Consider the following 17,307-nt stretch of genomic DNA (forward strand, 5'->3'; position numbering starts at 1 on the left):
GCCATTGGCGTGCGCGTCGGTTCAAGTTGAGTCGAGAATGTTCGTAACAACGTCTATCGCCTTTGTCGTATGCTGACAATTATCTGCAGCAGATCGTATGGGGTGTGCGGTAACCGACATTCGGCGATAGGCTTTGCAGTTTTTAAAAATGAATTATCAGAATTTTGGAAACTGCTAGTGAATGTAGTCACTCTGATTCGGAATCAATTTTAAGGAAAATCATATGTTTAAACTCATCAGCGCAACACCTAGTCCATACGCACGTAAGGTACGCATTGCATTGGCCGAAAAAAAGATACCTTTCGAACTGATCACCGAAATTCCATGGCATGACACAACCAGTACCCCGCGCTACAATCCATTGGAAAAGCTCCCGGTATTGATTCTTGAGGACGGATCTGGCGTCTATGAATCAAGCTATATTCTGGAATATCTGGAGTTGAAATATCCTCAAATACCGCTACTGCCACAGGATATCGATGAACGGCTTATTGCGCGAAAACTGGAGGTGCTATGCGATGGCATATGCGATGCGGTTGTGCTCACGCTGTTCGAGAAAACACGTGAAGGTGGCGGAAGCCCAGAATGGCTTGCGCGTCAGCGTCGAAAAATTGAGGGTGGTTTGGCTGAGATGGCTAAAATTGTTGGCTCACGGAATGTCGCAGTAGGTGAACATTTTGGACTTGGCGACATTGCTGTTGGTACGGCTGTCGGCTATCTCTCGGTACGCTTTCAGGAACTGCCGTGGCGCACGCTGTATCCAGAGCTTGCATTATTTAATGATCGGCTTGACTTGCGACCATCGTTTAAGGATTCGGTCCCTTATGCGCAAACCATTACGGCTAAAATTATGTAGGATGTCTTCTTGCAACACTCGCGCACTCATATAGAGTAAAAAATATTACTCAGCGACAAGCCTGATGTATACAAATAGTACAGCCATTAAAATAGCACCACTTTACGCTATTCAGCACGGTGCTAATCTATTCTTAGACTCTAGTTGTATACGATCACGCGTCGGCGATTATTTTTGATATGGATATCCGATAGCGCTACGTGGCCCTACTCTCCCGCATCCCGTATTTTATTGAGTGCGTCGTCAATCCGCTCGACACCGATCACGGTTAAACCTTCGATTTTATGTTTCGGTACATTCGATTTTGGAATGACCGCAATCGAAAATCCTAATTTTGCTGCTTCACGCAAGCGTTCCTGCCCCCGTGGCGCTGGCCGAATTTCACCGGCTAGTCCAACTTCACCAAAGACAACTAAACCACGCGGTAGCGGCTTATTGCGCATGGATGAATTAATCGCCAGCAATACCGCCAGATCAGCCGCCGGTTCAGTAATTTTTACACCACCGACCGCATTGATAAACACATCCTGATCAAATGCAGCAATCCCGGCGTGACGATGCAAAACTGCCAGTAACATGGCGAGTCTGTTTTGGTCAAGACCGACCGACAGACGACGTGCGTTGGGCGCATGCGATGCATCGACCAGCGCCTGAATTTCAACAAGCAAAGGGCGTGTTCCTTCCTGCGTGACCATCACACAGGAACCGGCCACAGCGACATCGTGTTGCGAGAGAAATAATGCGGAAGGATTAGACACGCCCTTCAGCCCTTTTTCGGTCATTGCAAAAACACCTAACTCATTGACCGCACCAAATCGATTTTTGACAGCGCGCACCAGACGGAAGCTGGAATGGGTATCGCCCTCGAAATACAGGACGGTATCGACGATATGCTCCAAAACGCGCGGTCCCGCTAATGCGCCCTCTTTTGTCACATGACCGACCATGATGATGGTGATGCCGGTCTGCTTGGCAACGCGGGTTAACTGCGCTGCGCATTCACGCACTTGCGCGACCGAACCGGGCGCAGAAGACAGAGCGTCGGAGTAGACGGTCTGAATCGAATCGATCACCACCACTTCTGGCTTGTGCTCAACCAAGGTGCTGAGAATTTTTTCTAACTGAATTTCTGCCTGTAATTTAAGGTCTTTGGCGTCTACCGCCAGCCGTTTGCCGCGCATGGCAATTTGCGCACCCGACTCTTCGCCGCTGACGTACAGCACTTTTTTGACACGAGAGAGATTTGCCAGCGCCTGCAATAGCAACGTCGACTTACCGATACCGGGATCGCCGCCGATTAATACTACGCCGCCAGCCACCAAACCGCCGCCCAGCACGCGATCAAACTCTTCGATTCCTGTGCCAAAACGTGGGATATCAATCGCATCGATATCCGACAAACTGACTACCGGCGCGGTCTGTGCCAAGCCTTGATGCTGAATTGAAAACCGATTGCTGCCGGATTCGACGATGGTTTCGACCAACGTGTTCCACTGTCCGCAGGCTGGACATTGCCCAGTCCATTTGTTAGCAACGCCGCCGCATTCGGTGCAGGTGTAATTGGTTTTTGCTTTGGCCATCAGGATCGGAATCGTTTCTATAAAAAAGGGACAAACCAGAGCGCGACCATGGCTAAGAAAGGCGACAATCTCAACTTGGTGCAACGCTTAATAATGTTCGGTAAGCGGAACGTTTAATAACAGTGGTCTCGTTGAGGCCACTCCAAAACATATTTAATATGGCTCGGAAAATATGAGGTGAAACGATGGAAATAAAGAACAAAACAGCTAAGTCACAAACTAAGTCACCAAAAGCCGATGCTGATTGAGGAATATTGCTGACACCACGGGCTGGTAAGCATACAAACTAAATTTAACATTAACACACGCTAAAACAAACCTTACTCAGGTGCATCAACAGTCATCCTCAATCCTTACATTGCTCCTTCAATCGCCCATCGCTTCAGATCTCGATAAATCGAACGCGCGGTGCAACAGCGCAGAGTAACTCATAACCGATAGTACCGGCCGCGTGTGCGACCTCATCAACGGATAGCGCACTTCCCCACAGCACCACTTCGCTACCCACATGCGCACCCGGTACGTTCGTGAGATCGACCGAGAACATGTCCATCGATACCCGTCCGACGGTGCTAGTCCGAACACCATCCACGATCACTGGCGTACCGGTTGGTGCATGACGCGGGTATCCGTCGGCATAACCGCAGGCAACGACACCTACAATCATCGGTTCGTCCGCAACAAAACGGCTGCCGTAGCCGATCGCTTCTCCGACGGCAACTTTCTGCATACCGATAATCCTGCTAGTCAACGTCATCGCAGCGCGCAGACCGAACGATTCTGCGGTTCCACCACCCGGCGTTGCGCCGTATAACATGACGCCGGGCCGAACCCAATCAGAGCGTAACTCGGGGTGCATCAAATCGGCGGCTGAATTGGCCACACTATGATCGCCCGGAAGGTCGGCAATTCCGCGCTCAAAACGGGCGAGCTGCTGTTCTAACGGCAGTCCGGGGTTAAAGGGATCGTCGGCATTAGCGAGATGGGTCATTAACGTGATGCTGCCAATTTCCGGCATTGCACGCAGACGTTGGTATGCCGCACGGAAAGCTTCGGGCGCAAAACCGAGACGGTTCATGCCGCTATTCATTTTAAGATGAATCGATAACTTGTAAGGCACTTGTTGCTTTGGCAATGCATGCTCCAGTAATGCAATTTGCTCATCACAATGGACGGTGGTTTCTAGTTTTGCGCTGATAACAAGATCGAGGTCATCCGCATCAAAGAATCCTTCCAATAATAATATCGGCTTTTTCCAGCCAAGTTCACGCAGCTGCACTGCATAATCCGGCTCAATTAAGGCTAGTCCGTCGGCTTCGGCAAAGGCGCGCACTCCCCGCTCCAGACCGTGACCGTAGGCATTTGCTTTAACGACTGCCCAGACTTTGGCGTGCGGCGCACGCGCTTTGGCGATGCGCAAATTATGTTGTAAGGCTGAAATATCAACGCTGGCAAGAATAGGCCTTGGCATAAGAATGGCTGTCTCATGAAAATGTGATTGACTGCCTATTTTACCGGATGCCAAGGCAACACGAATCCTCCATTTTTTATTCAAGGAAATAACTTAAAGTCAAACAATAGACGGGCAAATCGGTGCATTAATGTTGGCCCAACGTTGGACCAACGTTCTTTACAAGCAAATTGGAATACAAGCTTGCCTTAAACTTGGGCGAGCGATATTTTCATGGTATAAAGCATGCCGGGGACACTAAGAACAACATTTTTAAGATGCGAATGAATCGCGGTTTTTACACCATCATGGCGGCGCAGTTTTTTTCTTCGCTGGCTGACAACGCCCTGCTTATAGCGGCGATAGCATTATTGATTGAAATGTCGTCACCGACCTGGATGACGCCGTTACTCAAATTGTTTTTTGTCTTGTCTTACGTCGTTTTAGCGCCTTTTGTCGGCGCGTTCGCCGATTCACTGCCCAAAGGGCGCGTGATGTTCGTGACCAATTTAATCAAAATTTTCGGTTGCGTGATGATGTTTTTCAGCATCCATCCATTACTTTCCTATGCAATGGTGGGCTTCGGTGCCGCAGCATATTCCCCTGCTAAATACGGTATTCTGACCGAATTGTTACCGGCAGAAAAACTGGTAGCCGCAAATGGCTGGATTGAAGGTTTAACGGTCTCATCCATCATTCTTGGCACAGTAATGGGTGGCGCGCTGGTCAATCCGCATGTCTCGGCGGTACTTTTGACGCTGCATGTGCCGATCCTTAACTGGAGTCCGAATACACCAACTCAGGCGGCACTTAGCGTGATCGCTGGCCTTTACATTGTAGCCACCATCTTTAATCTGAAAATTCCGGATACAGGCGTGCGTTATCCGCATCAGGAGCGCAATCCAATCAAACTGGTCGCTGACTTTGCCCGCTGCAATGCCACGCTCTGGAAAGATAAACTGGGACAAATTTCTCTCGCTGTCACCACGTTGTTTTGGGGCGCGGGTGCCACGCTGCAATTCATCGTGCTGAAATGGGCGGAGAAGTCACTTCATATGCCCCTTGATAAAGCGGCAATTTTACAAGGCGTCGTTGCAGTAGGCGTTGCTATCGGGGCCGTGGCGGCCGCCCGCTTTGTCCCACTAAAGAAGTCGCTGTCCGTGATGCCGATGGGCATCGTCATGGGCTTGGTTGTCATGTCAATGACACTTGTTCACTCAATTTGGGTGGCCTATCCGTTATTAGTGCTGATTGGTGCGCTTTCTGGCTACTTTGTAGTGCCAATGAACGCCTTGCTCCAGCATCGTGGTCACGTCCTGATGAGCGCCGGCCACTCGATCGCAGTACAAAATTACAATGAGAACTTGTCAGTATTAACCATGTTGGTACTGTATGCAGTAATGGTAAAACTAGATTTGAACGTCAATCTGGTCATCATCATGTTTGGTGTCTTTGTATCCGGCACCATGTTTTTGGTGATGCGCAAACATTCTGCCAATCAACGAGAGCATGATTCGCTGGCTTTGATCGGTGAGCACAAACATTGAGGCGCTGATTGATTCTCTGAATATGATTCTTTGAATAGATTGAGTTGTACGTGAAGGGATTGAATTGTAGAAGTGGGACGTTTACCCATCTACTCCGGTTTTACAAATCGTTCATAACAGCTTGATGCCAACGGAGTCAGGACTTAAGTGCAACCTTCACCGTCGCCAGTCTTCGCGTCGTTGCAGCTCGCGTCGCCCAATCGTCTGGCACGATAAATCCCCTTCTGCTCTCTAATCCCTCGTTATCGCAGACCCGTAAAGTTGCCAGTAATACCGGTCCGCTGTCCTGATTAAAATGCAACAACAGGGCATTACTTAGCTCAGCAGCAGTTAACGTATCTGTAAGAGACGCCTTTGCAGGTGCCAACCAGCGTTGTTTCGGCAGAATCAGATAACGAAAGTTGTCATCAATCACAAGCTGCGACCACGCGCACCAATAACCACGGCAATGTCCAGCCGAAACACCTAGCCCAGTGGGAACAATGAATCCATCATGTTGATAAAACAGCCAACCTTTGATTAGGGCCAGAGCAGAAACTACTGGTTCGGTTAAATACGCTTTAGCCACTGGATTCTGCGACAACATCAATTGGCGACTAAGAATTTTCTGGATTTTTTGGCCTAACGAATCTGTGAGATTAGGGCCAATAAAATCATCGGCCACTAAATTACCGTCTACCGTTTCCAGCAGATAAAATTTGGTAGCAAATTCCCAATGGACTAAGCCGGATGGCTGCCGTAAAAGAAAGTCAAATTCACCGACGGTAGATCCTTTTTCGGTTCTGACCTGCAACCCATGGGCGACCAATATTTCTTGTTGCTGAAAATAAAATGCCATTAACTTTTCTGCATACAGTCCCAGCCGCGTGGATGAAAGAGTATCCATAAAAGCATGTAAAACCTGAAGCTTTTCGGGCTTGCTATCCAGCGCCTCAAGCCATGTCGCCCAGCGTTGATTTACTTTAAGATTGCCATCATCCGCGCGCCCGATGTGGGCAATCTTGCCCTGCCATTGCGATGCCTGGGTATTCAGTAAATCGGGAGAGTCAAGCAGCCAGGCAAGCGCTCTGACGTGGTGATCATTGAGGTGATTCCAGCGCTGATGAAACCGGCCCTGAAAGCCATCCCAATGGTCCGAGGACGCCTGCGGAAAGGATGTCGACGTGCTGCGGCTATTCGAGAACGGGCGCATGGCAGGTCATCGCGAGGCACAAATCACTCCATACTTTGGCTTTATCTGCTGGCTTACGCAATAAATAGGCGGGATGATAAGTCACCACCAACGGCAATCCAGCATAACGATGTATCGTCCCACGCAATGAGGCGACCAGCGTTGACGGATCTAATGCCAACAGTGCCAGCGCCGCTGTTTTACCTAAAGCGACCAAAACAGTGGGCTCGATAAGCGCAATCTGCCGCTGGAGATGCGGTAGACATGCGGCGATTTCTTCGGCTGACGGTGATCGGTCATGACCTTCATCATTGGTAGGGCGACATTTGACGATATTAGCGATGTAGGCATTCTCGCCGCGCTTGACACCTATCGCTAAAAGCATATTGTCGAGCAATTTGCCAGCCGGGCCGACAAATGGCTCGCCAACTTGATCTTCGGACTGACCCGGTCCCTCTCCAATGAATAGCCATTTGGCGCGTTCGTCACCGACACCAAATACCGTATGCGCACGACCGTGGCACAAACCGCAGCGGGTGCATTCACTCACTGCAGCCTTAAGTTGCCGCCAATCCATTCCAGCGATATCGGCTAGAACCGTGTCGGAGTCGGTCGCAATATTCTGCGGTATTTGCTGCAATGGATCGAATGTAGTCGGCGCTGTAGATATCGGCAACGATGTCTCTTCCCAGGCTGACATTAAATCGTCTGCTTCAGCTTGGGCACCAGGCGCTTGCGCTGCTGGCAGCGCAAGCGCTGGAGTTAATATTATAGCAACACTATCAACAAATTCCGCCTTTAGGATCGCAGGCGCCAGAGCAACTATTGTACCAACAGGAGCATTCGCAATCTCGGCTATCAAGACCTCTGGCTGGGTTACCAGTTGCACAATCTCAGCGTGACGTCGCACCCACAAAGGACCGACACCGCACTCGTCAAGAAAAATAGCACGCCGCGTCGAGGTATTCATAACGACAACCTCATGACGATGGCGTCTTCACGTTGATTACCAGCAGCGGGATAATACGATGGCCGCCGGCCAATCTCGATGAAACCAAAGCGCTGATAAATGACGATAGCGCGGGGATTGGATGGTCGCACTTCCAGAAGCACTGACGCCATAGCGTGTTCTCGTGCCAGCAGCGCGACCTTATCAAGTAACTGCATACCAATACCACGCCCCTGATAATTGGCGTGGACACTGATGTTTAATAAATGTGCTTCATCCACAACGTACATCATAAAAAAATAGCCAAGCAATTCTTGATTGGCATGGCGTAGTGTCCAGCATTGATAACCATGCGCGATGGAATCAACAAAATTACCATGCGTCCATGGATGCGAATACACCCGATTTTCGATTTCGACCACTTCCTCCAGGTCATCAATTGACATGGGCATGAAAGAAAATGGCGATAGTAAAGTATCGTTACTTTTATCGTTACTTTTATCGTTACTTATTGGTCCCAGGCTCGCACTCATACTGCCACCTTGGCAGCGCGTTCTGCTGTAGTAAAAGCCACTTTATTGCGAAGATAAAGCGGCTGTGCCTCAACCGCTGGCAGACCTAGACCTTGTTCAAATGCCTTTAAACCAAGCCGTGCGATTTGCCGCGCATGTGGCATGAGTCCAGGCTGTGCATTTGCGGCAAATGGGGCCGCAGCAAACAGTTCGGCGTAAGCCGACAATCCATTGCCACACGCCAGTAGTGCCGATGGCGTATTTAGCACCAACGTATCTAACGGTAATACGTGTGCGGGTGCGGAAAGCGTTGGCTCAACAACAATCTCCCATGCATCATTGGTATAGCGATACTGTGCCCAGTAAACCTCGCCCATGCGGGCATCCAGAATACTCAGCACTTCATTGGCACCAACTGCCTCCTGACAAGCTTGCGCCATGGCGGCCAAAGTGACTATCGGCAATACCGGCAGGGCAGCGCCAAACGCCAGCCCCTGAACAATACCGCAAGCAGTCCGAACCCCGGTAAACGAACCGGGGCCGATACCGAATGCCAGCGCATCACATTGCGCCAGGCTGATACCGGCTTCAGCCAGCAGGCTTTGTACCATGGGTAAAATGGTGTGGGAATGGGTTTGAACGCCGGCGGATTCACGGCTAAATACCTGACCATCGCGCAGTAGCGCAGCGGAGGCAAGTTCGGTTGAAGTTTCGATGGCTAGAATAATCGGCATACCACTATTTTACCGCGCCAGACCGATCCAGCGCAGTTTCAATCGATGGTTCTCATCGCGACATTGAATAAATTTTGCCTGTACACCACTCTTACGCCTCAGAAGCCGTTTTGAACACCCCAAGAAAAGTCTAGTCACGGTAAAATAGTGTAATGCCTGTCCTGATTATTGATAACGAAAATCGCCCCCAACTTGCTCAGATTCTGGCTGATGACGGCTGGGTGGTCGCTTGCCTTTGCGCTGCATGGTGTGGGAGTTGTCGTGAATATCAAATAAACTTTACGGCATTGGCGCACCGCCACCCTGATACGCGATTTGTTTGGATTGATATTGAGGATCAAGCCGATCTTATGGATGATCTTGACGTGGATGATTTTCCGACATTGCTGATTCAGCGTGGTCAAGTCGTCACATTTCTTGGTCCCGTCGAACTCGACCTGCGGTTAGCTGAACGTATATTCTTGGCGCAACATAAAAAATCACCAGCCGATCTGGCCGCTGAAGCTCACAGCACCGCCGAACGACGTCATTGGCAAAGCAATGGCAATTTGGTATTACGGCTTCAAAACGCTGTTGCAAAAAAAAACCTCTCCTAAGCTCGTTGCGGACTATCGCGTCAGCGCCTTAACTTAGGTTTCAGATGGTGTAAATATCCAAATATGCGGTTATGGCCCTCGAAACAGGAAATTTTTGAGTCCCGTTTAGCATCGAACCATTAAGCCTAATAAATCCTGCCGCTAATTTTGAGCGCGTCCTAAAACAATATTACCCCGCCAACCAGGGATCGCGATCTGGATACGGAAATTCAGCCATCATAAAGTCAACAAAACTGCGGACTTTGGCTGACAATAACCGTCTACTCGGATACACCAATTGCACCGAAACCTTGCTGATGGGATGATCCGCCAGGACCCGTACCAGACTCCCTGTTCGCAGATCATCGCCGAGCGAATACGAACTGCGCATCGCAATTCCCATTCCGGCAAGAGCGCAATGACGCAACAAGTCAGCATTATTCGACATCACCTTGCTCGTAATCGGTACAGTCGAGACCCCATCTGGCGAGTGGAAACTCCAATGATGGCGGAGATGCTCTAAAGAGAAATTGAGGCACGCATGGTGCTGAAGATCTTCGGGTAGTTGAGGACTACCGTGTTTGCGCAGATAATCGGGCGAAGCACATAACAATACTTCGGCAATCCCCAATTGGCGGGCTACCATGCTGACGTCGAACTTCTGAAATACCGTAAAAATACCAACATCGAAACCTTCTTCGACCAAATCGACCGTACGATCCGACATTGTGACGTCAAGCGCGACATCTGGGTATTGCATAGAATATTTGGGTAATAAGCGGGTTAATTGCAATTGCCCAAAGCTAATTTGAGAATAGATATTTAAGGTTCCTGCAGGCCTTTTGGATACTGCTGAAGCAACCGCATCAGCTTCGTCTATCTCGGCAAGTATGCTGCGTACGCGCTCCAAATAAGCTTGCCCGGTTTCGGTCAATGACATTCGACGTGTTGATCGATTCAATAAACGCGTGCCGAGATGGTTTTCCAAATCAGCGACGTGACGGGTAACGACCGCATTGGACAGCTCCATAACTTTGGCCGCGCCAACAAAACTACCCTGCTCCACCACTTTTGAAAATACCCGCATTGACTGTAGGCGATCCATATTTTTATGCATCCTTTATGAGATTTACTACATTTTAAGTCATCTAAATCTGGTGTTTACTCAATCTAACTATCTACCTGTGCGTGCATTTTTTTATCATCAGGTACGCCAAAAATGTTACCAATACCAAATGGGGCTCCATGAGCTGACTTTTAAGCAAAAAACCAAATCATTCATTAAACGCTTAGCCGCAACGGCAAATCACGCAGACGCTTACCGGTTAACGCAAATACTGCATTCGCTACGGCAGGCGCGATGGGTGGCACTCCCGGCTCACCAACACCTTGCGGCGCTTCAAGGCTAGGCATAATCACCGTTTCAATCACTGGCACCTGATGTATTCGCAAGACCGCGTAATCATTGAAATTTTGCTGTACCACTTCGCCATTCTTTATTGTCACCTCGCCGAGTAGCGCCGCACTCAAACCAAAGACGACAGCCGACTCCATCTGCTGGACGATAATATTGGGATTCACCGCGAGACCACAATCGATTACGCACACTACTTTATGCACTTTAATATTTGGTATCTGATCATTCTCAATCGAAATTTCAGCCACCTGCGCCACGATACTCCCAAATGACTGATGTAACGCGATACCGTGAGCACGACCAGCGACCGGTTGACCCGCCCGTACCAAAGCCACTTCCAGAACAGCACGATGACGCGGATGATTTTTTAATAGATTTAGTCGAAACTGTGCGGGATGAACAGCCGCTGCATACGCCAACTCATCAATAAAACTCTCTTTAAAAAAAGCGTTATGTGAGTGCCCGACCGAACGCCAATTTCCTAACGGGACGGCGCTGGGAACAATGACATGCGCGATCTCCTGATGCGGAATTTCATATTGCATATCGAACTCTCCTTCTGCCGCCGCCCTATCCGGCCCGATCAAAGGAAATCCCAAATTGCGACGTACAAACTGCTGCGTGACAGAGCCGCTGGCAGATTTATTTTTATACCAAAGTATCTGGCCTGTAGTATCGAGCGCCGCCGAAAAATGGGCGACTGCGGCAGGCCGATAAACATCATGCGTCATGTCATCTTCGCGCGTCCAGATCATTTGCACAGGTTTACCATCGGCCTGCTTCGCAATCGCGACCGCCTGCACAATCATGTCAATTTCCAGACGCCGCCCAAAACCACCCCCCAAATACAGTTCGGTGATGGTCACATCCTCGATCTTGACACCTGCGAGCTTAGCGGCACTAGCGACCGCCATGCTCGGCACTTGAGTCGACACCCACAAATTGACTGTGCCATCTTTGACCTGCGCCGTGCAGTTGACTGGCTCCATTGTTGCGTGCGCAAGGAAGGGTGCAGAGTACATCGCCTCCACCGTATGCAACGCCGCTTCTCTATTTGTGTCAGAAATCAGGCCACCGGTACGGTGATAGATATGTCCTGATTCTGTGGCTAATTTTTCTCTTAATTCCCGAAAAATGGCGGCAGTGGACAGTACCCGATTCTCAGCGTCGTCCCAGGTAAGCCGCAATTTTTCCGCACCCTGTTTTGCTTGCCAAAAAGTTTTTGCGATAACGGCAACACCGGCTGCGGCCCCAAAGTGAGGAAGAATTACTGATGAAAAATCGACCGTTTTAATCACGCCTGGTGTGCGCAACGTTTCCGACGCGTCAAATTGTTGCAGTCGCGCTCCGATCACGGGCGCCATTTTGACTGCTGCAAATAGCAAATCAGGTGGTCGAGCGTCAATCCCAAAAATCGCCTTTCCGTTGATCTTGCAAGCGGTATCGCGCCGCGCCTGAGGCTGCCCGATTAATGTAAAATCCTCCACACGCTTGAGCGATACATTGCCCGGCGTCATCGCAGCAGCCCTCGCTGCCAGACTGCCATAACTGGCACGCCGTCCATTAGCATGACTCACCACCCCGTCGGCGGTAGTGCACTCGGTGGATGCTACCTGCCATTCTTGTGCTGCCGCCTGTATCAACATGGCACGCGCAGTCGCACCAGCCTCGCGCATCGGTTGCCATGCATCCCGCACGCTGTTTGAGCCACCGGTCAAGACGATACCCATTTCACTACCAACTTTAGTCATCAGCCATTGCGCACTGAGTTTTAATAACCCATCATCATCTGGATGAAAAGGTAACATCTCGGAAAAAAGGGCGACGTTACCAAATATACGGTCCAACGGCGCTTGCTCTATACGGACCATGCTAAGTGGCACATCCAGCTCTTCTGCGATTAGCATTGGTAGCGCGGTATGGACTCCTTGGCCCATTTCACAGCGTGCTATTGCCACAGTAACCATTCCGTCCGGGGCGATCTTGAGCCAGCCGTTCAATGCTATCTCACCATTCTTTGTCCGCATCGGAAGATGACTATTCAAGCGTTGTCGCGGCGGCATGACACCCCATCCGAGGATAAATGCCGCAGTCACACCAGCGCCAATACCTATCCCGCTCAGCAGGAAGCGACGCCGCGATTTTTTATGGGCTTGCACTGGTCGGTCTTCCTTGTGATTTCAAACGCAATTTCAGGTTTGATTTGAAGATTGCTACTTGGCAGATGCATATCGTCATATTCTGTCAAATTAGTTTGCTGCGACGTCGGAAAGCTATCTTGGCGAAGGCACGTTAATAGCGTAAAAGACCGTCAACGTAAAAAGACTATCGTCACCAGTCCGAGCGCTACCAATGTCAATGCCAGCGAGAGTGTGGCAATCCAATTGGCACGTCGCACCTTGTTGTGCGTTGTCGATAAAGTCTGTTCGAGCGCAGAAATGGATGATTGTAATTGTTCGGCAAGTGCCTTGGCGTTTTGAATATTCTGCAAGGAGGCATTTTGCAATTCAGCTACTTGCTGTTGCAAAATCTCTATCTGGCTACTTTCGCTCCCACCTTTACGTTTCGTAAAAGCTGGCTTGGCGGCTGTAATAATGTCACCAAGATAAGGAAGAATAGCCTTTGCTACGGGTAACCATGCCGCCATATTTTTCTCCTTATATTGTCAAATATTGATAACGATGCTCCTATTCTGGCATTAAAAAATATGGGCGTCACTAGGTGTAAAGTCGCCATGATGCAGTAAACGTCCCGCCGCAATCGTGATAGTTTGCCGACATTGCACCGCGATGGACGTGTCGTGCGTGACAAGCACCAGAGTCGAACCGCGCTCCTGATTGAGATCAAACATCAGTTGTATCACCGCGTCACCGGTAGCGGCATCGAGACTGCCAGTCGGTTCGTCAGCAAACAAAAGCGGTGGTTCTGTGACAAAAGCGCGGGCTAACGCCACTCGCTGCTGCTCGCCGCCGGACAAGTATTTTGGGTAATGACGCAAGCGACTTGCCAATCCAACGCGCCCGAGCATAATCTCAGCTTTTTCTTTAGCGCTGGGATCGCCATGCAGTTCTAATGGCAGCATGACATTTTCCAAGGCATTCAAATGCGTCAACAATTGAAAGGATTGAAACACGAAACCGAGCTTTTTCTTGCGTACTCCAGCACGACCATCCTCATCCAGCGCAAAAATATCTACGCCATCAATGAGGACTGTTCCACTTGATGGGGTATCAAGACCAGCCAACAATCCCAGCAAAGTTGACTTGCCGGAGCCGGAAGCGCCGACAATTGCCAGCGTCGTCCCAGCCTGAACGGTAAAATTGATGTCATTGAGAATCACAAGTTCTCCACTAGCGTCAGCTACCCGTTTGGTCAGGTTTTGCGCAACTATCGAAAAATCGGTGCTGGACATGGTAGCTTGTAGATCAGATGAATTAATCGAAGAGGATAGTGGCATGCGGATTATCAGTCAAAAATGTGGAAACGTTATTCGGGACGGGCGCGCGCAAGCATTATTACCGCCAGATCGACCTACAAAACTTAACGGCATCCGCGAAATCAGCGGTATAAGCAGTATCAACGGTATCAATAGCTTCAATGGCTTAGAGCAAGCATTAAAACATAAGGCAATAAAACAGTTAAAACTTAATGCCTGGCAATCCAATATCTTACGACGTAGCGTTTTAGTAATCATCACGCTCAGTGCATTTGCTGCAAGTGGAGGAAACATTGCATCAGCAGCAACGAGCGACCATTCTGCATCAAAATCGGTTCTGGTGTTGGGTGACAGTCTATCAGCTGAATATGGCTTGGCCCGCGGCACCGGTTGGGTGGCACTTCTACAAAAACGCCTTAAGACTGAAAATATCCCTATCGACGTGATCAATGCCAGTATCAGCGGCGATACCACAAGCGGTGGCAACGCCCGCTTACCAGCACTGCTGAAGCAGCGCCCCAATATCGTGATCATTGAACTTGGCGCAAATGATGCATTACGCGGCCTTCAATTAAAGGCGACAGAATCAAACTTACTCGCAATGATAGCAGCGGCACAAAAAGTAAATGCAAAAATCCTGCTAATCGGAATGCGCATACCACCCAACTATGGGCCCGACTATACAAACAAATTTTTCGCACTATATTCAACCTTAGCCAAGCAGACTAAAGTCCCTTTAGTGCCATTTTTGCTGGAAGGCGTTGCCAATAAACCGGAGTGGTTTCAAGCGGACCGCATGCACCCGACAGCGGAAGCACACCTAACCATCCTGAACAACGTTTGGCCGAAATTACAACCCTTAATGAAAGCAACGCTCTCCTCAGCAAAATAATCGATGCTGATTTCCTGGAATCGCCGGCGATGGAGATTTGTTTTTAAAGGCATCTTCCCAAGATAAGATCACTGGCTGACAACTTCTCTTCGGAGCGGGAAGAGAACTGGTTATAAGACGGGTAACGCAAAATAAAAAAGCCACTCGAAAGTGGCTTTTTAAATATTATTAGTCTACTAAACGAAGTGTTATTTCGACGCCAAATTATCATCAACAGGCGCGCTGGCGACGATAGGTTTGAGTATCTTTGCCTTAGCCTTTTTCTTCAGCACTTCAACGTAAGCACTCATTTCCTGCTGAGCTAATGCGGACGAAATTTGTTTTTGCTCTGACTGTCGCCGTGCCTGGTCTATCGTCGCTGGCTGCGCTACTTTGCCAATACGATAGATGGCATAGCCTTGGCCGGGTAATGAAACACCAACGAAAGCAGGCAACTTACTTACGTCCGCTTTCATTACTGCATCAAATACGTTGGGAGCAACACCTTGCTGATTCGCGCGCGAAACCGTCTTAGCCACTGCAAATCCGGCCGTATCGTCTTTTACCTTCAGAGCCGCAAATTTGGCAGCGCCGGCCTTTTCAGCAAGTTCGACTTCGGCAGCCTGGATGACCTTAGTGCGAACCAATTCCTTAACGTCTTCAAACGCTTGTTTTGTGACTGGCTTATAGCTGATCACATGTCCAGCGATCAGCGTGCTTGGCGCAACTTCAATCGCAGCAGTATTACGCTTATTTTTTACAGAACCGTCTGCAAACAAGGCTGTGAGAAATTTCTCATTGTTGTACAGCACTGTTGGTGCAAGTGCCGGATTCGGATGACGGCCCACATTCGACACAGTCTGGATCGACAATTTTAATTTATCAGCAGCAGGCTGCAAGCTATTTGCCTGCTCATAGACAGTGTCATTAAACGCATCTGCCATCTCTGCAAATTTCTTGGTTGCCAGTTGTTTTTTAATTTCAGCGGATATCTCGTCCTTGACTTGCGCCAACGGTTTCACTTCGGCTGGCTTAATGCCCGTCAACTGAATGATGTGATAGCCAAAATCAGACTCAACAACATTACTAATCTCACCTTGTTTGAGTTTCAACGCAGCATCTGAAAATGGCTTGACCATCATACCGTCACCGAAATAACCCAAATCTCCACCATGTTCCGCAGAAGCAGTATCTTGAGAATTTTCTTTTGCCAGCTTAGCGAATTCTGCAGGATCCTTACGCAATTGGGCCAGCAGGCTTTCAGCTTTTGTTTTAGCAACCGCTTTATCCGCAGCAGAAGCGTCTTTGTTAGTTGTAATCAAAATATGACTCGCACGACGCTGCTCTTGCGTCGAATAGCGCGCCAGATTTTGCTCGTAATACGATTTTACATCTGCGTCATTAACTGTCACTTGCGCCGCTACGGCAGCGCTATCCAGGACAATATATTCCGCTTTCACTTGTTCAGGAATTTCAAACTGTTGACCATTCTTGTCGTAATAAGCCTTCAGCATCTCATCGGTTACTTTGACCTGCGAGGCATAATCTGCAGTCTTAAATAACAACTCTTGCGTGTCACGCTCTTGATCGCTTATATTGGAGAACCGTAACGCCAGCGACTTTGGAGCGAATGCAGTGGACTCAATTGCGCCAGCCAACTGTTGCAACGCCAAATCCTGACGAAGCCCCGCTTCATACATTTTCGGCACCGTCCCTTGCGCAGCCAACAGCGAGCGATATTTCTCGTTGTCAAACTTGCCGTCAGCACCGTGCAATTCTGGAATGCCCAGTAGTGTTTGTTGCAGCGTCAGGTCGGACACCATCAGGTGCTCCCGGGCTACCGCAGCCAACTGTGCACGTTGCGCAATCAGATTCTCCAAAACACCTTGCTTGGCTTGTGGCGTATCAAACATTTTGGCATCGAATTGCGCGCCGAACATTTGTCGCATGCGATCCATTTGCTGCCGTTGGGCCGCATCAAGCTCTTGCTGCGTAATTGATTGGCCAGCCACTTTTGCCACGGCATTAGCACTGTCGCCAAAGCTTGTATAGCTCTGCAGACCAACAAGCGCGAAGGAAGGAATAATCAACAGCAGAAGCAGGAACTGCATCAGGCGTTGATGGGAGCGAATAAACTCAAACATAGTCAGCCAATCAAAGACAAGTTGCTAAAATGACTAGCAGATACGAAAAAAGGCGAACTCTCGTT

Annotated in this window: 15 protein-coding genes; 4 read left to right on the forward strand and 11 right to left on the reverse strand. The window is 49.3% G+C overall.

Translation table 11 applies throughout. The features are described 5' to 3' along the window. The first annotated feature begins 223 nt into the window (after positions 1–223). On the forward strand, positions 224–856 hold the full coding sequence (locus QN379_RS07390) for a glutathione S-transferase family protein (protein WP_322237882.1): 633 nt from the start codon (positions 224–226) through the stop codon (positions 854–856). A 206-nt stretch (positions 857–1,062) separates the two neighbouring features. Here QN379_RS07390 and radA read toward each other — a convergent pair whose 3' ends face one another. Both radA and alr read right to left on the reverse strand, forming a co-directional pair. Next, complete coding sequence (gene radA, locus QN379_RS07395) at positions 1,063–2,436, reverse strand: DNA repair protein RadA (RefSeq protein WP_323506379.1); 1,374 nt, start codon at positions 2,434–2,436, stop codon at positions 1,063–1,065. A gap of 382 nt (positions 2,437–2,818) precedes the next feature. Then, complete coding sequence (alr, locus tag QN379_RS07400) at positions 2,819–3,907, reverse strand: alanine racemase (protein WP_322237878.1); 1,089 nt, start codon at positions 3,905–3,907, stop codon at positions 2,819–2,821. A gap of 263 nt (positions 3,908–4,170) precedes the next feature. On the opposite strand from alr, the gene lplT reads away from it, so the two are divergent. Then, positions 4,171–5,433 carry a lysophospholipid transporter LplT gene (lplT, locus tag QN379_RS07405; protein ID WP_322237876.1) on the forward strand — a complete coding sequence of 421 codons (1,263 nt, stop codon included), beginning with the start codon at positions 4,171–4,173 and terminating at the stop codon, positions 5,431–5,433. Positions 5,434–5,569: 136 nt separating this feature from the next. On the opposite strand, the gene QN379_RS07410 is transcribed toward lplT, so the two are convergent. Genes QN379_RS07410 through tsaB form a run of 4 tightly spaced genes read right to left on the reverse strand, consistent with a single transcriptional unit; the run spans position 5,570 to position 8,799 of the window. Then, on the reverse strand, positions 5,570–6,625 hold the full coding sequence (locus QN379_RS07410; protein ID WP_323506380.1) for a DUF1853 family protein: 1,056 nt from the start codon (positions 6,623–6,625) through the stop codon (positions 5,570–5,572). Further along, positions 6,606–7,574 (reverse strand): uracil-DNA glycosylase, encoded by a 969-nt coding sequence (locus QN379_RS07415; RefSeq protein WP_323506381.1) that lies wholly within the window; start codon positions 7,572–7,574, stop codon positions 6,606–6,608. Before QN379_RS07415 ends, QN379_RS07410 begins: the two co-directional genes overlap by 20 nt. Continuing rightward, positions 7,571–8,086, reverse strand: a complete 516-nt coding sequence (gene rimI, locus QN379_RS07420) for a ribosomal protein S18-alanine N-acetyltransferase (RefSeq protein ID WP_323506382.1) — start codon at positions 8,084–8,086, stop codon at positions 7,571–7,573. Before rimI ends, QN379_RS07415 begins: the two co-directional genes overlap by 4 nt. After that, entirely contained in the window at positions 8,083–8,799 is a 717-nt protein-coding gene (gene tsaB / locus QN379_RS07425) for a tRNA (adenosine(37)-N6)-threonylcarbamoyltransferase complex dimerization subunit type 1 TsaB (protein WP_322237871.1), read from the reverse strand. Before tsaB ends, rimI begins: the two co-directional genes overlap by 4 nt. 152 nt (positions 8,800–8,951) lie before the next feature. Between tsaB and QN379_RS07430 the strand changes: the two genes are divergently transcribed. Beyond that, positions 8,952–9,395, forward strand: a complete 444-nt coding sequence (locus QN379_RS07430) for a thioredoxin domain-containing protein (protein ID WP_322237869.1) — start codon at positions 8,952–8,954, stop codon at positions 9,393–9,395. Between the two features lie 169 nt (positions 9,396–9,564). Here the strand turns inward: QN379_RS07430 and QN379_RS07435 are convergent, their stop codons facing one another. From QN379_RS07435 to QN379_RS07450, 4 genes are all read right to left on the reverse strand, one after another. Next, positions 9,565–10,479 carry a LysR family transcriptional regulator gene (locus QN379_RS07435; RefSeq protein WP_322237867.1) on the reverse strand — a complete coding sequence of 305 codons (915 nt, stop codon included), beginning with the start codon at positions 10,477–10,479 and terminating at the stop codon, positions 9,565–9,567. 176 nt (positions 10,480–10,655) lie between these two features. Further along, the gene (locus QN379_RS07440; RefSeq protein ID WP_323506394.1) at positions 10,656–12,854 is read right to left on the reverse strand and encodes a xanthine dehydrogenase family protein molybdopterin-binding subunit; all 2,199 of its coding nucleotides are present in this window, start codon (positions 12,852–12,854) and stop codon (positions 10,656–10,658) included. A gap of 248 nt (positions 12,855–13,102) precedes the next feature. After that, positions 13,103–13,438 (reverse strand): hypothetical protein, encoded by a 336-nt coding sequence (locus QN379_RS07445; protein ID WP_322237865.1) that lies wholly within the window; start codon positions 13,436–13,438, stop codon positions 13,103–13,105. Between the two features lie 51 nt (positions 13,439–13,489). After that, the gene (locus tag QN379_RS07450; protein WP_322240603.1) at positions 13,490–14,203 is read right to left on the reverse strand and encodes an ABC transporter ATP-binding protein; all 714 of its coding nucleotides are present in this window, start codon (positions 14,201–14,203) and stop codon (positions 13,490–13,492) included. A 280-nt stretch (positions 14,204–14,483) separates the two neighbouring features. Between QN379_RS07450 and QN379_RS07455 the strand changes: the two genes are divergently transcribed. Beyond that, a complete protein-coding gene (locus tag QN379_RS07455) occupies positions 14,484–15,119 on the forward strand; it encodes an arylesterase (protein WP_416348533.1) in 636 nt (211 codons plus the stop codon). A 188-nt stretch (positions 15,120–15,307) separates the two neighbouring features. On the opposite strand, the gene QN379_RS07460 is transcribed toward QN379_RS07455, so the two are convergent. After that, entirely contained in the window at positions 15,308–17,242 is a 1,935-nt protein-coding gene (locus QN379_RS07460; protein ID WP_323506383.1) for a SurA N-terminal domain-containing protein, read from the reverse strand. Positions 17,243–17,307 lie beyond the last annotated feature (65 nt).

It is taken from the genome of Glaciimonas sp. Gout2, assembly GCF_035018905.1.
Classification (GTDB): domain Bacteria; phylum Pseudomonadota; class Gammaproteobacteria; order Burkholderiales; family Burkholderiaceae_D; genus Glaciimonas.

What these genes read in the sequence shown, in the direction of transcription:
- QN379_RS07390 (WP_322237882.1), top strand. Translation starts at nt 224, where the DNA reads ATGTTTAAACTCATCAGCGCAACACCTAGTCCATACGCACGTAAGGTA.
- radA (WP_323506379.1), bottom strand. Translation starts at nt 2,436, where the DNA reads ATGGCCAAAGCAAAAACCAATTACACCTGCACCGAATGCGGCGGCGTT.
- alr (WP_322237878.1), bottom strand. Translation starts at nt 3,907, where the DNA reads ATGCCAAGGCCTATTCTTGCCAGCGTTGATATTTCAGCCTTACAACAT.
- lplT (WP_322237876.1), top strand. Translation starts at nt 4,171, where the DNA reads ATGAATCGCGGTTTTTACACCATCATGGCGGCGCAGTTTTTTTCTTCG.
- QN379_RS07410 (WP_323506380.1), bottom strand. Translation starts at nt 6,625, where the DNA reads ATGCGCCCGTTCTCGAATAGCCGCAGCACGTCGACATCCTTTCCGCAG.
- QN379_RS07415 (WP_323506381.1), bottom strand. Translation starts at nt 7,574, where the DNA reads ATGAATACCTCGACGCGGCGTGCTATTTTTCTTGACGAGTGCGGTGTC.
- rimI (WP_323506382.1), bottom strand. Translation starts at nt 8,086, where the DNA reads ATGAGTGCGAGCCTGGGACCAATAAGTAACGATAAAAGTAACGATAAA.
- tsaB (WP_322237871.1), bottom strand. Translation starts at nt 8,799, where the DNA reads ATGCCGATTATTCTAGCCATCGAAACTTCAACCGAACTTGCCTCCGCT.
- QN379_RS07430 (WP_322237869.1), top strand. Translation starts at nt 8,952, where the DNA reads ATGCCTGTCCTGATTATTGATAACGAAAATCGCCCCCAACTTGCTCAG.
- QN379_RS07435 (WP_322237867.1), bottom strand. Translation starts at nt 10,479, where the DNA reads ATGGATCGCCTACAGTCAATGCGGGTATTTTCAAAAGTGGTGGAGCAG.
- QN379_RS07440 (WP_323506394.1), bottom strand. Translation starts at nt 12,854, where the DNA reads ATGCCGCCGCGACAACGCTTGAATAGTCATCTTCCGATGCGGACAAAG.
- QN379_RS07445 (WP_322237865.1), bottom strand. Translation starts at nt 13,438, where the DNA reads ATGGCGGCATGGTTACCCGTAGCAAAGGCTATTCTTCCTTATCTTGGT.
- QN379_RS07450 (WP_322240603.1), bottom strand. Translation starts at nt 14,203, where the DNA reads ATGTCCAGCACCGATTTTTCGATAGTTGCGCAAAACCTGACCAAACGG.
- QN379_RS07460 (WP_323506383.1), bottom strand. Translation starts at nt 17,242, where the DNA reads ATGTTTGAGTTTATTCGCTCCCATCAACGCCTGATGCAGTTCCTGCTT.